This is a genomic window from Chitinophaga sp. Ak27 (assembly GCF_012726295.1).
GTDB lineage: Bacteria > Bacteroidota > Bacteroidia > Chitinophagales > Chitinophagaceae > Chitinophaga.
In genome coordinates this window covers 189,131-209,808 of record NZ_JABAOB010000010.1, presented here as the reverse complement: position 1 = coordinate 209,808, position 20,678 = coordinate 189,131, and the positions used below count along the sequence as shown (strand labels likewise).

Genomic DNA, 20,678 nt, shown 5'->3' with positions numbered 1-20,678 from the left:
TTTGTATAGTTTTGCATCCCATGATGCAACTCACGTCTTTAACAGAACTGGCTATCGCGGCGATAATCATTATTATCGTCGCATTTCTTTGTGTAAAAAAAGGAAAACTCACCGGCCCCGCCGCTGTTACCGCCGCCATACTGGGTATGTGCGTGGCCCTCGGCATCGGCTACGGAGGGCTGTTACTGTTAGGCGCTTTCTTTATCACCGGCGTGGCGGCCACCGGGCATAAGAAAGGGTTGAAGACCGTTCCCGGAGAGCAACATGCAGAAAAGCGAACCGCCGGGCAAGTATTTGCCAATGGAGGCGTTGCCGGCATATCGGCCCTGCTGGCACTTTCATACCCCGACCACGAACGTTTATTTATACTGATGGCAGCAGGAAGTCTGGCGGCAGCTACTGCGGATACCGTATCGTCTGAACTGGGAACGGTATACGGCCGCAACTTCCGTAATATACTCACCTTCAAAAAAGAAGCAAAAGGATTAGATGGAGTAATTAGCCTGGAAGGCACGTTACTGGGGGCTGCGGGCGCATTGTTACTGGCCGTGCTCTACTGGTTTTTTTTCGGAGGATATCGCCGCGCGTTGTTGGTGCTGATTGGCGGCATACTGGGTAACGTAGTCGATTCCTTGCTGGGAGCCACGTTGGAACGTAAGCAGGTAATAGGAAATGATACGGTCAATTTTTTGAATACGCTATCAGGAGGACTGATAGCGGTAGCGCTATATCTGCTTTCATAGTAGCGTACTTTTTTCTTCGCTGCTTTGCCCCTCCGCGAGAAAAAAATTAGTTAATGAACCTTTCTATTTTTTCATTGTTGTATTGACTGACAAGATGCTGTTACTGTGAATGTTTGTTGATTGGCTACAGTATTCTCCTCATTCTACGGTGTTTTAAAAGGATGATGTAAACAAAGCTTAAACATGTATACGCTATATTAAGCGTACCGAGACCCGTTTGCCCGAATGTCATGTGAATTTTTAATCCAGGGATCGACCAAATCCGCTATAGTTCAGCAATGAAAGATAGCCTGGTGTTATTTTCTCCAAATATGAAAGCTTATGACCGATAAGTTTACTAGGCCTTTATTTACCAAAATAAACGGGACCCAGCAAATAGCTACCTATGTTAGAAAGTATAGCCGTAGTTTGTTATTTGGCAGCAGCCTGTTATTGTTTACCCTGTTGCTGGCGCATTCGGTAGCGGCGCAGCAATGTACTGGGTCCCTTGGAGATCCGGTGTTCAAGGAAACCTTCGGGACAGCGCCTACCGCTGCCAAACCTACTTTGGGAGGCCCCCTGCCTGCGGGCATTACTACCTATGCTTATTATACGCCGGTAGGCGCCAGCCGGCCCACAGGGCCTTATCCCGGACAGTATACGATCAGTAACACCACCCGTGGTTATAACAACACTTACTTCGTTGACCGGCCCGATCATACTTCTACAGATGGTACGGGGTATTGTATGGTGGTAGATGCAGAAGCTACCCCGGGAAAGTTTTATGAAAGAACCATCACCGGTTTATGTGCCGGTACTACTTTCGAATTCTCTGCCTGGATTATGAACATCAATCCCCAGACCGGTGCTAATGTATCCAGGCCCAGTTTACGTTTTGATATAGTAGATGCGAATAACCCCAACGGAACACCCATTACTTCTGTATCTACGGGCCAGGTAGCTTATCAGAGTCCTGGCACGTGGGTAAGACAAGCCGGCATTTTCCAGATGCCGTCTACCACCAACGCTGTAATATTAAGGATATTCAGTAACACGCCCAGCAGCAATGGTAATGACCTGGCATTGGATGATATTGCGTTTGCTGCCTGTGGTCCGCCAATTACATTTACGCAGGCAGCAGGTATTGTATGCGCCGGTAATAATACAGCACTAAGTGTAAGCCTGCCCGCAGGTAGCTATTCCAATTACTTTTTCCAATTACAAAAACGCGCGTTAGGTACCGCCGACTGGGCCAATGAAGGTGGTATTGTAAACAACCAGGCCAGTAACCAGCGGACGTTTCCGATCACCAACGCCCGGGCAGGATTTGAATATCGGGTGGTGGCGGCAGGAGGCATTAATGAAATCAGCAACCTTAATTGCCGTGTTACTTCCTCCCCGATTGAATTAAAAGTGATCGACTACACCACATCTATTGCAGACATAAACGCCATCTGTTATAATACATCCACTACACTTACTGCGTCGGTTACTCCTAAGCCAGGTACAGGCACACCGTCTACCGGCTTTGTGTATCAATGGGAAACCAGTGCCAATGGCAGTACGGGGTGGACGACTGTGTCCGGACAAGCCGGCGCCACCCTGAATACCGGCGCGCTCACCACTTCCCGTTATTATCGTGTAACCGCTACCGTAAATGGTTGCCAGGGTGATGGTACTTCCGTACCAGTATTAGTTACCGTTAACCCGGCTATTACCGCTACAGTAGGTCCGGTGAGTTCCGTTTGCGCAGGAGCCGCCTTGTTTTCCCTGCCTTATAGTATTGCCTCCGGCGCTCCAAATACTTATAGCATTACTGCCGGCGCCCGGGTCATGGCTGGATTTACACCTGTATCTTCGGCGCCGTTAACCGCATCGCCGGTAAGTGTGCCCATACCTTCTAATGCGCCCGCCGGTACGTACGACTTTTTAGTCACTTTCAGCAGTTCGGATGTGAACTGTAGTTCACCGCAATACCCGGTAACATTAACGATAGACGCCAAACCCACCATCGCGGTGGCAGGTGCTCCTCAGAACCTCTGCGAGGTAAGCCAGGCCACGTTGGGAGGTAACACTCCTGTGGCAGGTACGGGCACCTGGTCGCAGGTAAGCGGCCCCACAGAGGCCAGTTTCGATGACATTCATAAACCTGGTGCCGTGGCAGGCAACTTAACTACCGGCACCTATGAATTCAAATGGACAATCGCCAACGGTAACTGCCCGGCTACTTCCAGCAACACGCAGGTAACGGTATGGGCGCCATCTACTGCACCCAATGCTGGTCCCGACCAAACGGAATACAACTCCGGCGTATTCCAGATGGATGCCAATGCGGCTATCACCGGTACCGGCGCGTGGAGCGTGGCCAGCGGAAATGCAACGATTGCCAATACCGCCAACCCTAAAACACTGATTACGATCGGGGCAAATACCACCGCTACTTTGGTTTGGACTACTACCAACGGTGTTTGTCCGCCGCGTAAAGATACCGTAGTGCTTACCTATACCAGCCGGGCAGATATACGCATTGGTAAAAGTGTGCTTGAATCTGGACCATACCTAGCCGGGCAGGAAACTACCTACGAAATAGTGGTAGGAAACGTAGGCCCCAGCAACGCTTCCAATGTACATGTCACCGATGTCATACCGGCAGATTTTGTCGTGAGCAACATCGAAACTGCGGTCATTGGCGCGGCCCAAATCCTGCAAAATAATTCTACCAATACCAACATCGATATCAACGCCAGTATCCCCGTAGGATTGGCCAGCGTTACGGTTAAAATAACCGGGCAGATAAAATCTTCCTTCGAAGGAAATCTTACCAATACGGCCAACGCGGTTTCACTGGTAGAGCCAGACCCCGATGGCGCCACCAGTACTTCTGTGATAGCAGTAGCAAGACGGCCTTTCTTCGCGGCGGTAAAAGCTGCTCCCGCCGGCGCGGTGGCAGGGCAAGCGATCCATTTTTCACTGGTGGTAGATAACGCTGGCATGGGTGATGCACAAAATGCGATGATCACAGACGTAATCTCTTCCAAACTCACCAATGTAAGCTGGTCAGCTACGTCTACCGGTAAAGTGAATATTACTGCCGGCGCTACCGGCACGGGTAACCATCTCAGTATAACGGCCAATATGCCTGGCAATGATACCGGCAAGGTATATATCAGCATCAACGCTACCGTAAACGCCGCCGCCACCGGAAATATTGATAATACGGCTACGGTTACGCCTACTGAAACGACTGTGCCACCGGTAAATTCCAATACTACCAATACGCTGATCACCAGTACACCCGGACTGCTGATCGATAAATCCCGTACCAGTCCCGTGATCGCCATTGCCGGACAGGAAATCGATTACGTACTGACCCTGCTGAATAATGGACCCAGCAATGCCGTAGCTACCATAATCACGGACACGGTGCCTGCTACTGTTCAGAATGTAACCTGGACCACCGTGGCGCAGGGTAGCGCTACTGTTACCAATGGAGCTAGCGGCAACGGTAATATCATACGCGTAACCGGTAATGTGCCCGCAGGTAGTTCCAATCGTATACTCGTATACGTGAAAGGTACTGTCAGCGCCGATTATACAGGAACAATCCAGAATATGGTAACGGCTACACCATCTGAACCGGGTATACCACCATTAACAGATACGGACGTAGCCACCGTGCAGAAATCTGTAAAGCTGGATATCCAGAAAAGCGGACCCACTACGGCTGTAGCAGGAGAACAAATTTCCTATACTGTAGATGTAAGGAACGATGGTCCATCTAACACCAGCAATACCTTGATCCGCGATATTGTACCCACTGCGCTGGAAAATGTATCCTGGAGGGCATCGGTGTTAAGTGGTACGGCTTTTATCAGGAGCGGCGCCACCGGTAATGTAAACAAGATGGAAGTAACCGCCGATATGAATGCAGGCGCCACCATCAGGATCATTATTACCGGTACTATTGCGCCGCCTACTTTCAATCCCATAGAAAACACGGCCCAGGTAGTGCCTGTGGAGCCAGGTTTCCCTCCGGTTAATTCTAACGAAGTGGTGACGAATATTCAGCGGCAATCGGCGTTGGATATCACCAAAACAGGCCCGGATACGGCAAATGCAGGAAATAATATTATATATACCATCACCGCTGCCAATAATGGTCCAAGCAACAGCCGGGGCGTAACCATTACAGACCTGGTGCCAGCTACTATACAGCAGGTGACATGGATAGCCGTGGCAAATGGCAATGCAGCTGTTTCCGGTCCCACCACCGGCACTGGTAACAATATTGCTGTAACCGGCGATATCGCTACGGGTATAGGCAATGCTATTGTGGTGACTGTAAGAGGAAAAATCGATCCTTCGTTCTCCGGGAAAATCACCAATAAGGCCGTGATCATACCTGCGGCAGGAGAAGGTACCGGCGACTCATCTACAAAGGTCACCACCGTTAACAGGTTACCGCAGTTAACTATCTCCAAAGTGGCGCCAGCCCTGGTTCGTTCCGGCGATACAGTTACCTATAATATCCAGGTCGCTAACCCGGGTAATGCAGATGCGCAAAATCTCGTAATCACCGATGTGGTACCCGCCGCATTAACCAGTGTACAATGGACTGCTACTACCACGGGAGCCGCCACCATCGGCAGTGGCGCTAACGGAACCGGCAATAATGTACAGGTAACGGCGTCTATTCCTGCCGGTACAGCCAATGAGGTGAACATTGTGGTGAAGGGAAAAACATCGCCGGCTGTAGAAGGACTTATCACTAATACCGCTACTGTTACGCCATCCGAAGCAGTGCCACCGGTAAGCGCTACGGCAGATGTAAGAACCAGGAGAAGACCGGAATTCAATATTACCAAGTCCGGTCCTACCACCCTCAACGCAGGTGAAAAAATCATTTATACCATCCTGGTAAATAATATAGGGATTTCAGATGCACAAAATCTGTTGATTAAAGATACCGTTCCAGGCGCCATCACCCAGGTTACTTGGACAGCTACCACCAGCAACAGTGCTACGATCGTCAACGGTGGTACAGGTGCCGGCAATATCCTGGCCATTACTGCTAATCTGCCCGGAGGTAACAACAGCGGGGTCGCCATCACGGTAACAGGTACTGTAGATCCTACTTTCAACGGCACCTTCCAAAACGTGGCTAACTATCAGTCAACAGAAAATGTATCCCCAGGAATATCTAACCCGGTAGTCACTACCGTGCAACAAAAATCCGCTGTACATATCACTAAGTCAGGCCCTGTGGTGGCCAATGCCGGCGATAATATTACTTACACCCTGCAGGTCACCAACGCCGGCCCGTCTACGGCGGTGAATACGCTGATTACAGATCAGCTGCCGGCAATCTTGCAAAACGCGGCGTGGACAGCCACCGCCAGTGGTGGCGCTACTATCAGTACCGGCAATACCGGCAGCGGAAATAGTGTATCCGTTACCGGTACTATTCCTGCAAAGACTGGTGTGATTAATATTACGGTGAATGCCCTGGTACCTCCGGGCGCCGCTGCCGGAAGTATTCGGAACTTCGCGATCGCTACGCCTGATGAAGCAGGTATGCCACCGGCAAATTCGGATACCGTCGTTACCGTTATTAAGCAGAAATCCGGGTTGCTGATCACCAAAATAGCGCCTTCCACCGCCAATGCCGGTGAAAGTATTGTATACGGTGTGAAGGTGGTCAATGTAGGTCCCAGCGATGCGCATGGCGCCGTGATTACCGATGCCATTCCGGCTACTATATTGAATCCCACCTGGATGGCCACCCCATTTGGTAATGCATCGATTACCGGCAGTACCACCGGTACCGGTAACCAGCTGACAGTTACCGCAGATATACCCGCTGGAGATTCTAATTACATCGCTATTATCATTAACGGTACTATCAAAGACGACTTTGCCGGCCAGCTGATGAACACCGCTGTAGCTACACCCGCAGAGCCAGGATTGACGCCGGTGAATTCAACGATTACAACTACTGTTACACGGAAAGCGGTATTGAAAGTGCATAAATCCGGTCCGGCTAATATTACTGCGGGTAACCGTCTCCGTTATATCATCGATGTCACCAATACAGGCCCTGGAAGTGCTTCCAATGTGACCATTTCGGACGTTATACCAGCGGGTATTATTAATGCCACCTGGACCGCTGCCGGATTGAGCGGCGCTGTGATCAACAGTGGTAATACCGGTACCGGTAACATACAGCTGAAGGCAGATATCCCGGGCAACTCCCTGGCAGTAGTACATATTGAAATAGATGGGCAGGTAGATCCCGGCTATACATCACCTACTTTGCTCAACAAGGCCGTGGCGCTGAATGATCCATCGGTCACACCCGCCGGTGATTCTTCTTCCGTATTAACTACAGTAGCCCGGCTGGCAAACCTTAATATTGTAAAGAGCGGACCCGCCAACGCCGCTGCCGGTGAGCCAATGCAGTATATCCTGACGATCAGGAATGCCGGGCCTTCCAATGCTACCGGCGTACAAATTGGCGACGTGCTGCCATTCGGCTTGCTGAATGGTAGCTGGACAGCTACCGGCACCGGCAACATACAGCATATTTCGCCTGCAAAAGGTAATGGTAATGTAAGCCTCACAGCAGATATTCCCGCAGATACCAGCACACTGACAGTAACCATAAATGGCATTGTAAGTCCTGCGCTGGTTAACGGCACCATGATCAGCAATACCGCTGTTGTAACATTGCCCGCTGGCAGTCCCTTAGTGGATCCTAACCTCGGGGATAATACCAGTACAATTGCTACGGTAATAGACAATGATCCGATAGTGAGAATCGGTAAAACCGGTCCTGCTATTACGCACGTGGGCGATTCCATCTTCTACCGGATAGTGGTAAGTAACGGTGGCTCCGGCAATATCACCAATGCACTGATCCAGGATATGGTGCCATCTGCAGTAACCGTGGCTTATTGGACAGCTACCGGCACGGGTGATGCCATTGTAACCGGTGCTGCATCCGGTAACAGCAATACGCTGCAAACCACCGGCAGTATGCCGGTAGGCGGGCCCAATACCATTGTTATTATGGTCGCCGGTGTGGTGAATAATACCGCAGGTACCAGCATCACCAACACGGCTACCGTTACAGCAGGTGCAAATAAATCAAGTTCCGTGACGACCTCTGTAGATCACTCTACCGATGTGAGTATTGTGAAGAGTGCGCCACAACAGCTCAATGCGGGGGAAGCCATTACTTATACCATACAGGTATTTAATGCGGGACCCAATGACGTAGACGACCTGGTGATCAACGACCAGGTGCCGGCAGATATTACCAGCGTATCGTGGTATGCCATTGCTAGCGGTAATGCCACTGTATTGGGCCAGGGCCGTGTAGACAGTACCGGTAATGCCATCAGTCTACCGGCTAAGCTGGCTGCAGGTTCCGGCAATTATATTACAATTACGGTCAATGGTTTGATAAGCGGCGCAACCACTGCTAATAGCATCACTAATACCGCTACTGTAACCGTGAATGGCGTGGTGGATTATAACCCGGCAAACAATAGTAGCAGTGCTACTACCACCATAGGTAAACTTACTGGCGTACAGGTGCATAAGAGTGGGCCTAAACAGGCGGTAGGAGGCAATGCTATCACTTACAGTATTGTGGTCACCAACAGTGGGCCTTCTGATGCCATTGGCATAAATATCAATGACATGGTACCGGCGGTGATAAAGAACGTTAGCTGGATGGCGAGTGTAAATGGTGCGGCCGGCATTACAGGCGCTTTCTCCGGTACGGGCAGCAATATCAGTACCAGCGCCAATATTCCCGGCGGCACTGGTAATAACGTTACTATAACGGTTACGGGCATAGTAGATAATGATTTTGAAGGTACCATCGTTAACACCGCCAATGTAACTGGTACCGGCATTCCGCCCGTCAGCGATTCGGTAGTTACGCTGGTAAACCGCCAAACGCAGGTGAACCTCTACAAAGATGGCCCCGCCACTGTTACCGCCGGTGATAAGATGAGCTATATGATTACGCTCACCAACAACGGCCCGGGATATGCCCGCAACCTGCTTATTTCCGATAGCATTGATGCTCGTCTTCAGCAACCTACCTGGACTACCCAGGTAACAAATGGTGCTGTGATAAATACCGGTACAAGTGGCAGTGGCCAGTTTTTGCTCGTCAATGCAGACATACCTCCTGGTGTAAATGCCACGGTGGTGATTACGATCACAGGCACCATAGCACCAAATGCCAGCGGTACGCTTTCCAATTACGCCGGCGTAAGCAAGCCAACCGGTGAGTGGATTGCAACGCCGCCAGTGATCACGGAAATAGTACAACATCCGGCCCTGCATATTACAAAGAACGGCCCGGCATCGCTGAATGCCGGCCAGACCATCCATTATCTGCTGCAGGTAAATAACGATGGTATCAGCAATGCTACCAACGCTAAAATTACTGACCTGGTGCCAGCCGGTATCAGCCTGGTACAATGGAACGTACAAAGTGTGAGCGGGGGCGCTGTAGTGACTTCCGGAAATACAGGAACCGGCAATGATATACAGCTCACGGCCAACATGCCTGCCGGCGCAGGTATCGTGGTGTCGATTACAGGTAAAACAGATTCCACTTTTGCAGGTAGTATTGTCAACAGTGCTATTGTAATACCGTCTGAAGCAGGTAATACACCAGATACCGGCACGGTACAAACAGTGATAACACTTAAACCCGGATTAAATATCACCAAAACCGGCCCTGCTACGCTTACCGCTGGTGCAACGATTACCTACACCATCAGGGCTGCTAACGACGGGCCAAGCACAGCTACCAATGCTTTACTGACCGACCAGGTGCCTGCCGGTATCACCCACGTTACGTGGAGCGCCAGCGCTGCCGGCAAAGCAACTATCAACGGCGCAGCTACCGGCACCGGTAATGGGGTAAACCTCCTGGCGACTATTCCGCCAGGCGCCGGAAATAATATAGCCGTTACCGTTACCGGCGTAGTAGATCCGGCGTTTCGTGATACCCTCGACAATATAGCCATCATTACACCGGCGGAACCAGGTATCCCGGCAGATTCTTCCGACCTGGTGAAAACCGTCGTGACGGCTAATCCGCAGTTGCTGATCCAGAAAGATGGACCAGCCAATATCACCGCCGGTCAACCGATTACCTACACCATCACAGTAGGTAACCAGGGATTAAGTAACGCGGTAAATGCAAAAATTACAGACATCATACCTGCTACTATAACCGCCGTGCAATGGGAAGCCAGTGCTGATGGCCAGGCTACCATCAGCGGCCCTGCCAGTGGTACCGGTAATAATATCAGCATCACCGGCAATATACCGGCGGCAGATTCCAATGCCATCGTAATTACGGTGAACGGTATCGTGGCTAACAATGCGAGAGGCGCTATTATAAATACTGCTACGGTTACGCCGTCAGAAACAGGCGCGGTTGCGAGCCAATCTACCGTCACTACCAACGTAGATGTACAGGCCCTGGTGAGAATCACCAAATCAGGCCCCGCTACCATGATTCGTGGCACTGAAGCTACCTACATCATCAACGTAGTAAATCCAGGCCCGAGCAATGCAAACGATGTAGATATCACCGACGTTATTCCGGGCGTATTGACCAACGTTAGCTGGACGGCCACTGCCGTACACAGCGCTACTATTACCGCCGGCGCCACCGGTACCGGTAATACGATGAAAGTAACGGCTAACCTGCCCGCTACGGATACCAGCGGTTTAAGCATTGTGATAACCGGTACTGTATCGCAAACAGCGCCAACAGGCACGGTAACGAATACTGCCCACGCCATTCTCAATGAGCAGAACGGCGCCGACATTCCATCCAGGCCGGTAGTAAGTACTATCACTGGTTTGACTGACCTGGTGATTACCAAAACGGGTCCTGCTGAGGTATACGAAGGCGGCCAGGTAATTTACCAGCTTACTATCACCAACAATGGTCCTTCTGACGCCAACGGGGCTACCTTAAATGACGTACTCCCGGCAGGGTTATCGAAAGCGTCTGTTGCAGTATCGCAAAGTACTAACGGAACGGGAAATATACAGGCATCTGTTAATAACAGTATTGCTAGTGCAACGTTGGGCACCTTCCCGGTAGGGGCACAAACGGTTCTGCAAGTCAGCGGCATTGCAGTGGCTCCCGGGACATTAAGTAATACGGCGGTGGTAAATACTCCTGCCGGATTGCCGGATGCCGACAGCAGTAACAATACCAGCGAAACCGTGACCACTAATGTGTTGGCTAAATCTGCCCTGAAAGTGATGAAAACCATTGCCCCACCGCAAGGTCCTTATGTAGTAGGGCAACAGATCACTTATACCATTACAGCCACCAATACCGGTAAAGCTGCTGTAAACCCGGTGATAGTGAACGACCAGCTACCGGCGGCTACCCTGGTAAGCGATCCGGTGTTTACGGCACCAGTTAAAGGCACGGCAACTTTCAATACGGCACAGCGGCAACTGCAATGGAATATCGGTTTACTGGATGCCGGAGAAACAACTACCTGGAGTTATAATATAATATTGACGGGTCCGGGTAATACCCAGAACACCGCCGTGGTAAACGGTCCGCCGGATGTAAGTACACCGGATACTTCTACCGTGATTATTCCGGTACAGAAGAATACTGACTTGTCGATCACCAAAACCGGCCCTGCTAACGTGTTTGAACATGGTAAGGTAACGTATGTACTCACTATTAATAACGCAGGCCCCATGGCAGCAGATGGCGCCACAGTACAGGATGTGTTACCGGCAGGATTATCGCAAACGGCGATCAGTATTACACAAAACACCGGCGGAGCGGCTAATATTCAAACAGGCATTACAAGCAGCGCCGCTACTGCTACCATTGGTACATTCCCGGTAGGTGGACAGGTGGTGCTGCAAATCACCGGTGTAGCTTCCACTTCAGGTACGCTGCTCAATACCGCAGTAGTAAACACCCCTGCCGGTTTGCCGGATGCCGATAGCAGCAATAACACCAGTAAAACGGTAGCAACAGGCGTCATTAAGCAGGCAATACTCAAAGTGGTGAAATCCGTCAGTCCATCCACCGGCCCTTATAGTGTTGGTCAACGGATTACCTACACCATTACGGCTTCCAACACTGGCAATACTACGGTAGCGCCGGTCATTGTCAACGATGTACTGCCGCCGGCTACCCTGGTGAGCGATCCGTTGTACAATACGCCGCAAACGGGAACCATCAGCTTCAACAGCAATACCAGGGTATTACAATGGAACATCGGAACGCTCAGCGGTGGCGCCACCACTACCTGGAGTTATGATGTCACCATCACCGGTGCGGGAGAAGTGCTGAACACCGCCACTATCAGCGGTCCGCCAGATGAAAGTGTACCCGATTCTTCTACTGTTAGTATCACCACAGACAAATTCGCTAACCTGAAAGTGATGAAGAAGCTGGATACCGAGCCTCCGCTGAATGTAGGACAACTGTTACAGTTTACCATTACCGCTATCAACAACGGTCCCAACCAGGCAACAGGTGTTGTGATGAAGGATACATTGCAAAGCATGATCGATAAACCATTGACGATAAATACCAGCAAGGGAAATGCTACCTACGATCCAACTACCCGGACGATCAGCTGGCAATTAGCGGAGCTGGCAAACGGTGCGCAGGAAACGCTCACATTTACGGCTAAACTGGCCAGCGGCGGCAATATCAATAACACTGCCACCATCAGTGGTAATGAAACAGATGTAGACCTCACCGACAATACGGCCAGTATCACAGAAGCTATTACAGGAGCCGATATCTTCCTGCCGAATGTGATCACACCAAACGGCGACGGCAAGAACGATTTCTTTGTGGTGCCGGGACTGGACCGCTATCCGGGATCTACCCTGATCATCTACAATAGGTGGGGTAACCAGGTATACCAGAACAAGAACTATGATAACAAGTGGAATGGCCTGGGCCTGAACGAAGGAACCTATTTCTACATCCTGAAGTTGAATACGCCGCAAGGAGAAAGGGATCTGAAAGGTTGGGTGGAACTGTTGCGATAAAAATACTTACTGACATCTTAAAGAAAAATGGGTATGCGCATAAGTGCTAAATCAAAGTTAACACTGCTGATCACCTTATCGGGATTGCTGGTAGCACCGGCGGCCATCCGCGCGCAGCAAAACTTGCAGTTCAGCCAATATGTTTTTAATATGTTGAGTGTGAACCCTGCCTACGCAGGATACAAGGAAGATATATTTGCCAATGCCATTTACCGCAAACAGTGGGTGAATTTCCCCGGGGGGCCGCAAACCGGCGGCGTGTCGGTAGATGGAGCGCTGAATGCTTCTAAAGACAACCGGGTAGGACTGGGCATGCAGGTGATGTACGACAAGCTGGGCCCACAAGATGCTACCTCCATTTACGGTATGTATTCCTACCGGATACCCTTGAATGAAGATGGCGACAAACGCCTCTGCCTCGGGGTAGGCGCCGGTGTTACCCAATACGGTATCGATGGCACAGCGCTGCGGTATAATGACCAGGATGATCCCAGCATTCCACTGGGCCGCGCCTCCACCTGGGTGCCGGATGCACGCTTTGGGGTATATTATTTTACGCCTAAGTTTTATGTGGGCGCCTCCGTGATGGATCTCTTCTCGTTATATACAGACGCATCCCGGTACTATTGGAAAGGCTATCAGTATAAAACTATCCGGAAAACACAGCACCTGTATGTCAATGCCGGTACGGTATTCGACTTGTCGGATAACCTGAAGCTCAAACCATCGATATTGATCAAGGAAGATTTTAAAGGGCCAACCAACGTAGACCTTACCGCCTTGTTCTTTATCGCCGACAGGCTATGGGTAGGAGGATCTTACAGAACAGGCGTGAAGCTATGGAGTAAGCCTGCATTGGACAAAGACCTCGAACAGCTGGATGCGGCCAGTATCCTCGTACAGTTTAATATCAATGAACAATTCAGAATAGGTTATGCATATGATCTCACTATTAATAAAATGGCTTCCTTTCAAAGCGGGTCGCATGAAGTATCTATCGGGTTCTTATTCCCGGCTAAGAAAGGAAGGGTGACCAGTCCGCGTTACTTTTAGTAATGGAGAGGTATTCATTTAAATACGTACTATGAAAAGATATCCCGGAATTATTTTACTTGTTTTATGTGTGCAGCTGGCATGGGGGCAGGAACAGTTATCGCTGGAAAAACAGGCTGCTATTTACTATGCCAGGTACGACTATGCCCGGGCGGCGTCCATGTATGAGCGGATAGCGGCTAAACGAAAAGAAAAAACAAGCACCCAGGTATTGGAACGCCTGGCGGATAGCTACCGGATGTATAACCAGTACCAGCGGTCCGCCGACTGGTATAGTAAATTGCTGGCACGCCCCGATGCCCCGCCGGATGCCAGGTTGTATTATGGCGATATGCTGAAATGCCTGGGAAAATATGCTGAGGCCAAAGCGGCTTACACACAGTATGCGTCATCCGGAAATGCCGACCGCGTAAAAAATCGTATCGCCGGCTGCGATGCTGCAGTGGAATGGATGCAATCGCCAACGGCCGTGTATATACGTAATGTAGAAAGACTCAATACTGCTAAATCGGATTGGGGCGCTACTTCCTATCCAGGGGGAGTGGTGTTTATGTCGGATACTTTATATCGCCACCAGCTACGCAAAGGCAGCCGGTTTAACCGGAATAAATACGGGCGCAACAACCGGGAGTATTATAAATTGTACGAGGGAGATACAGCTAATTACGGTAACGTATATATCAACGATTTTTCACCTGCCTTTAACTGGTCGCGCTATCATGTGGGACCAGTAAGCTTTGATAAGCAGTACCAGGTAGCTTATGTTACCATGACTAACCCCAATCGCCATGTTCCAGGTGTAAAAGAGCACCGGGTAAAATATGGACTCCGCCGCCTCGAGCTGTATGCTGTTGAAAAAGATCGCAGCGGTAAATGGGCAAAGCCGGTTCCATTTGCCTATAACAAACCGGAAGCTTATTCCCTTGGACATGCGGTGCTTAGCAACGATGGCAACACACTTTATTTTGCCTCCGACATGCCCGGCGGCCAGGGAGGCACCGATATCTGGTACAGCGAACGGCAAACAGATGGTAAATGGGGAACACCCGTTAACTGTGGTCCCGCCATTAATACGCCTGATGAAGAGGAATTTCCATCCATAGCGCCCGACGGCAGTTTGTATTTTGCCAGCAAAGGCTGGCCAGGAATGGGCGGCTTCGATATCTTTCATGCCAGCGGCAGCAAAAATCAATGGAGTGCTCCGGAAAATCTTCGCTATCCTACCAATTCCCCGGGAGATGATTTTTACTTCGTCACCAATACCAACGGGAATACTTGGTTTGCCTCCAACCGCGATGGTGGAAAAGGCAGCGATGATATTTACAGTATCACTACTCCTGAAACGTTTACCATCACCAAAGTGCCGGTGGCGCTGGTGATTCCATTTATCGGCAAAGTATGTCCTTCGCTCGACGGTGCCTGTATCTATATTTATAACCGGCAGCGGGGCATAGGCTGGTGCTTTATTGGTACACCCGGCCGCGAAATCACCATGACCCTGGAAAAAGAAACAGACTATGTGATCAGGATGACCTATGCCGGCGAAAGAAGGGATTCTGTTGAATTGAATACCCGCGGCATGAAAGACGGAGAGTTGCTGAGGAAAGATATTTGCCCGCCGAAAAAAATGGAAAGTATAAAGCCGAAAGGAAATGGTCATTGAAGTGGATGCCCCTCGTAAATATTGGAGTGCCCCTAAAATGCCTGACTTTTAGAGGCGCTTTGCATTTCAGCATCATATTGTTAACACATCTGGGTGGCTTTGCTTTCAAATTCCTGCATCGTATATTTGACGCTATTAAACCCATTTTCATCTATGCAGGAACAACTGGCATTACTGGAGCAATTCCTGGCGGCGCAACGCCCGGGCCTCCTGGCCGATCTGAACCCAGCCCTGACACCGGAAGATATCAAAGCGCTCGAACAAAAATACAACCGCGTAATCCCCGCGCCGGTGGCCGCTTTATACCAGTGGAAAAATGGGCAGTCCTTTAAAAGCTTCGATGCATTTGTAAATAATTCCACTTTTATTCCATTGGAAGCTGCCCTGGATACCATGGAGGAACTAACGGGTATGATAGGATTCGACTTTGAAATAGAAAACTGGTGGCATGCTGACTGGTGGCCTTTATTTCACAATGGTGGCGGCGATTATATCTGCTATGATGCGCATGGATTATTTACCGGGCAGTCGGGGCAACTATTGGAGTTCTGGCATGCGGATAATGATCGCCCCGTGATAGCGCCCGACCTGTTGTCGCTGATCACTGCGCTGAATCAATATTACGCTGCGGCGCCTTCCGACAATGAAGATGAATTTTTTGAAGTAATGTCACCGCCAGGTTATCCTAAAAAGTTCCTGGTGAAGTAATGTTTAATCATTTTTGATGAGCCAGTTGCTGATCAGCACTATTGCACAACATGTATCATTAAACGTGGAAGAACAGCAACGTATTCCCACCTTTTTTGAATCGTTGTCCGTTCGCCGCCACCAGTTCCTGCTGCGGGAAGGGGAGATATGCCGGTATGAATTTTTTATAGAAAAAGGTTGTTGCCGCCAATATGAAACAGATGGTACCGGTAAAGAGAATGTACTGCAATTCAGCATAGAAGGGTGGTGGATAACAGACCTGGAAAGCCTGTTGGCCGAAACGCCTTCCCGGTTTAATATAGATGTATTGGAGCCGGGTACGGTGTGGCAGATCAGCAAGTCGCAGCTGGAATTATTATTTAATGAGATACCGGCGGTAGAGCGTTATTACCGCATCATTTCCCAGCGTGCTTATGCGGCCCTGCAAAGGCGAATATTGTGGTTACAGAAACCCGCCCTGGAAAGATACCAGGCATTTGTAGCAGCTTACCCTTTCTTTGAAACCCGGCTACCCCAGCACCAGGTGGCTGCTTACCTGGGAATTACCCGCGAATCGCTGAGCCGTTTGCGGAATAAAATAGCCAAAACTTCCAGGTAGCGCCAATTTATTATCATTTATCATTGTGGAACGAGCGGGCATCGCTCATATTTGCTAAAAAAAGCAAATATGACCACACATCCCATTTTAGCCGCATTTGATCATGCTTTGTTACAGGCAAAGAACAGAACGGTAGTAGCACCTATGAGCCGTGCCAGCGCTACCCTGCAGGGAGTACCTACAGCTGCTATGCAGGCCTATTACGAAAAATTCGCCGCTGGCGGTTTCGGGATCATTATCACGGAAGGATTATATACTGATACCTTGGCCAGCCAGGCATATCCGCACCAGCCGGGAATAGTAACACCAGCGCAGATAGCTGGCTGGCGGGCCATTGCGGGGGAAGTAAAAGCCCGGGGCAGTATCTTTATTGCGCAGCTGATGCATGCCGGCGCTTTGTCCCAGCATTTGACGCATACGCTGGCGCCTTCAGCTGTACAGCCTATGGGGAAAAAGCTGGCTTCCTATGGTGGCGGTGATGGCCCTTTTCCTTTGCCGGCGGCGATGACTGCCGCCGATATCCAGGCAGTGACAGCAGGGTACGTGCAATCGGCCGAAAATGCCCTGGCGGCGGGGTTTCATGGGGTGGAAATACATGCGGCCAACGGCTACCTGCTGGACCAGTTTTTAACAGATTATACCAATCTCCGGGAGGATGAATATGGCGGAAGTATCGCGAATCGTTTCCGGATCGTTGCCGCCATTATTGCCGGTATACGGGCGAAAGTGCCAGCAAGCTTTATTATCGGGTTGCGGTTGTCGGAAGGTAAGGTGAATAATGGCTGCTACCGCTGGCCGGGAGGCGTGGAAACGGCAACCAGCCTATTGATAGAAGTGAAACAGGCGCCGGTCGACTATGTACATATTTCAGGAGAGGGAAGTACCTGGGAAAAGCTGGTGTACGATGATCGGCAGTCACTCACCACTATCGCCAAACGAATGATGGACCGTCCGGTGGTGGCCAATGGTGGGCTGCACAACCTGGAGGTGGCGAGACGCGTACTGGAAGAAGGCCATGCCGATTTTATTTCCCTGGGACATGCAGCGCTGGCTAATCCTGACTGGCCTGCCCGTGTGCGGGAAGGTATAGCATTTATTGATTTTGAAAGAGACATGGCAGCGCCGTTTCCGCCGTTACAGTAATATACTGCTGTTGGGGTTACGGGGGATGTTTGGAGAAAAAGAATAGGGAAGAAAGAAGCCGCTAACGGCTTCCTTTCTTTTATTCGCCGTTAGCTAACATTTCCATTTCCAGTAATTTGCTGCCACCGGCAAAATCGGCCGCAGCGTCAGGGCATAAAATAGAACCCAGGGATGCCATCATACGTTGTGCTACGAGGTCGATATCTTCCGTAGTAGTGGCCAAAAAGGGAGCCTGGCTTTTTAGCCGCTGCAACAGCGTATTCTTTTGCTGTACAGAAATATCTACCAGCTGATTAATCCTTTCGACTGCCGCCTTGTATAACTCGTCGTAATAAAAAAGCATATTCATATAAAGGAATATTTTGTACTCCTCAAATGTAGGGCTATGACTATAATCTTAGCTATATGAAAATATTATGACCTATAATTAATAGTTATAAATGGATTTGGCGAGTTTGATGAAACGCCGGTTCAGATCACTGGTTTCACCTTTGCGTTGAATAAAGTAAAAGCTGCGCTCAATCCGCAGGCCCTCAAATGAAAGAATGGTAAGTTCCCCGTGCTGCAACTCTTTAGCGATGGAACGGGTAGATAAAAATCCTACGCAACCAGACTCGAGCAGGAAATTTTTCAACGCTTCGGTGCCACCCAGCCGTACTTTGATTTTTAAGTCAGTAAGCCGGATGCGGCTTTTCCACAGCCCGGTTTTAATAGCTTCCAGGGTGCCGCTGCCTCGTTCGCGTATGGCCACCGGCATTTGCAGTATATCTTTCAAGGCATAGGTCTTTTTCTTTGCCAGCGGATTTTGACGGCTGCAAACGGCTACGATCTGGTCTTTAAGAAAAGGTTGGTAGGTGATATTACTTAACTGTCCCTTTTCTTCAGTGACGCCGATATTAATTTCCTTATCCAGTAACGCCTGCAAAACAATTTCACTGTTGCGGTTCAACAGTGAAATATCTACCAGCGGATATTCCCGGTGAAACGCCGACATTACCTTGGGCAGGATATACAGCGCGGCAGTGGTACTGGCGCCCAGGTTCAGCATACCGGTGGCCTGCTGCTGATCGTGTATCACCGAAATATCAAACTCTGTTTCCTGTTGTATATGTTTTACGGTCAGCAAGCGGCTGTACAACAGCTGCCCCGCTTCCGTGAGCTCTATCTGCAACCCTTTCCGTTCAAACAGTTTGGTTTTATATTGTTCCTCCAATCCTTTGATATGCGTGCTCACCGCCGGTTGGGAAATAAATAATGCCTGGCTCGCTTTTGAAAAGCTTTTCTGATGGGCTACTTCCATAAATACCAGGTGTCGGTTGGATAGCATGATGGACTTATTTTATTATTCTAAAATAAGCATTTTCTCAGGGAGCATAAAGCATAAAGCTATTGTAGCGGATGACCGACGCGATTTATAAATATTCGCTAAGATCATCCGCTACAATAGCTTTATGCTTTCTAAAACCTCATTTTTTCAAACCGGTCTACCTGTGCTATAATGCCCCAACCGTAAAAATCATTGATCACGGCTATCATCACTTCGTTATCTCCTTCAGCGAGCGGGAGATCAAATGAGGTATTGTCTACTGAACAGCGCCCAGCCGGCTCTTTCATGATAGGAGAACCATAGGTATTCTTGCCTACATATACATATTTGCCGTTCAGGAACACCCATACATTGTCGCTGAAGCCCAGTTTTAGCTTGCGGGTTTGTGCTATGGCTGAATGAATATTGGTTTTCAGCCAGGCAATGCGGCGGTTCCGGTCCCGCTGCCCTCCCAGCTGCCGGGTTAGGTTAATTAACCCGTTCCTTTCCGCCCATATTGGTTTCCAGGTGGCATCTTTTCCTGGTGCATTGGTGTAATTATAATCTGTCGGCATAGTTACCACTTCCGGTGCAGTCACCTGCCAGCGGCGTATATAACGAGGATCATTGTCGGTAATATCAGCCAATGGTTCGGGGGCGAGCCCTCCTGTCTGCCCCGGCTGTACTACCAGGTTGGAAACAACGGCCTGGCCACTGAAAGCTAATGCGCCATGCCATACATTGCCTTCCAGTTTGGGAATATCGAGCACCGGCCGCGCAGTATCGTTTACAAATACCTGCATACGCTTACCCGATACCACCAGCTTTACATGATTCCATTGATCCCGCTGGAACCACGCGGCAGTTTGGTACTGGGGCAGCATATCCCAGAGGTTTATCCCGTCTATAAATGGTGCATATTGTACTGCCTCACCATTGCCTGATAAGGCGGTGCGGAAATAAAAACATTCGTTTTCCTGCTGGCTGCTCCGCCGGAAATAAAAGGAGGTGAAATTTGGATCCAACGGCTCGATGTCATAGGAGATGGTCCCGTCCTGGAAATCCAGGTTTTTTAATACGGCGGTATCCGGACTGTTTAATATCTTCATAGCCGGTACCGATTTGTACATAGAAAAATCGACGGTACCAGGCTTGAAATTCCAGTGATCCGGTTGTAACGCTACCTGGATGGTGGTAGGATGGGTTGCTTTCCCCTTACGCTGCGCGAACATACTTAATGGTAGTAACAGCAATAAAAACGAAATACTTGTCTTTGTCATGACCTGCGTTTTTGTGTTGAATGGTTAGGCTGGCAAGTTGAATAATCCGTTATTTAAACCCGGTTCAAGCACCTGGCAGGTTGGTGCAAGTTTGTGCAAGTAGATAATTGGCTATTAT

10 protein-coding genes are annotated in these 20,678 nt (G+C 49.7%); 7 read left to right on the top strand and 3 right to left on the bottom strand.

Features of this window, described 5'->3' with window-relative positions:
* The first annotated feature begins 20 nt into the window (after positions 1-20).
* The 7 genes from HGH90_RS27605 to HGH90_RS27575 all read left to right on the top strand — a co-directional run bounded on the left by HGH90_RS27605 (position 21) and on the right by HGH90_RS27575 (position 17,974).
* Positions 21-743: a DUF92 domain-containing protein gene (locus HGH90_RS27605; protein WP_211093130.1), complete on the top strand. Its 723-nt coding sequence runs from the start codon at positions 21-23 to the stop codon at positions 741-743.
* Between the two features lie 321 nt (positions 744-1,064).
* A complete protein-coding gene (locus HGH90_RS27600) occupies positions 1,065-12,809 on the top strand; it encodes a gliding motility-associated C-terminal domain-containing protein (protein ID WP_169192387.1) in 11,745 nt (3,914 codons plus the stop codon).
* 33 nt (positions 12,810-12,842) lie between these two features.
* Positions 12,843-13,862, top strand: a complete 1,020-nt coding sequence (locus HGH90_RS27595) for a type IX secretion system membrane protein PorP/SprF (RefSeq protein WP_169192386.1) — start codon at positions 12,843-12,845, stop codon at positions 13,860-13,862.
* A 31-nt stretch (positions 13,863-13,893) separates the two neighbouring features.
* Complete coding sequence (locus tag HGH90_RS27590) at positions 13,894-15,525, top strand: tetratricopeptide repeat protein (RefSeq protein ID WP_169192385.1); 1,632 nt, start codon at positions 13,894-13,896, stop codon at positions 15,523-15,525.
* Positions 15,526-15,678: 153 nt separating this feature from the next.
* Positions 15,679-16,233 carry an SMI1/KNR4 family protein gene (locus HGH90_RS27585; protein ID WP_168767255.1) on the top strand — a complete coding sequence of 185 codons (555 nt, stop codon included), beginning with the start codon at positions 15,679-15,681 and terminating at the stop codon, positions 16,231-16,233.
* Between the two features lie 16 nt (positions 16,234-16,249).
* A complete protein-coding gene (locus HGH90_RS27580; protein WP_168767254.1) occupies positions 16,250-16,831 on the top strand; it encodes a Crp/Fnr family transcriptional regulator in 582 nt (193 codons plus the stop codon).
* A gap of 69 nt (positions 16,832-16,900) precedes the next feature.
* Entirely contained in the window at positions 16,901-17,974 is a 1,074-nt protein-coding gene (locus HGH90_RS27575) for an NADH:flavin oxidoreductase (RefSeq protein ID WP_168767253.1), read from the top strand.
* Between the two features lie 79 nt (positions 17,975-18,053).
* On the opposite strand, the gene HGH90_RS27570 is transcribed toward HGH90_RS27575, so the two are convergent.
* The 3 genes from HGH90_RS27570 to HGH90_RS27560 all read right to left on the bottom strand — a co-directional run bounded on the left by HGH90_RS27570 (position 18,054) and on the right by HGH90_RS27560 (position 20,560).
* Positions 18,054-18,323: a hypothetical protein gene (locus tag HGH90_RS27570; protein ID WP_145672962.1), complete on the bottom strand. Its 270-nt coding sequence runs from the start codon at positions 18,321-18,323 to the stop codon at positions 18,054-18,056.
* Positions 18,324-18,401: 78 nt separating this feature from the next.
* Positions 18,402-19,301, bottom strand: coding sequence for a LysR family transcriptional regulator (locus HGH90_RS27565; protein ID WP_145672960.1), 900 nt, complete (start codon positions 19,299-19,301; stop codon positions 18,402-18,404).
* A 131-nt stretch (positions 19,302-19,432) separates the two neighbouring features.
* Complete coding sequence (locus tag HGH90_RS27560) at positions 19,433-20,560, bottom strand: hypothetical protein (protein WP_168767252.1); 1,128 nt, start codon at positions 20,558-20,560, stop codon at positions 19,433-19,435.
* Positions 20,561-20,678 lie beyond the last annotated feature (118 nt).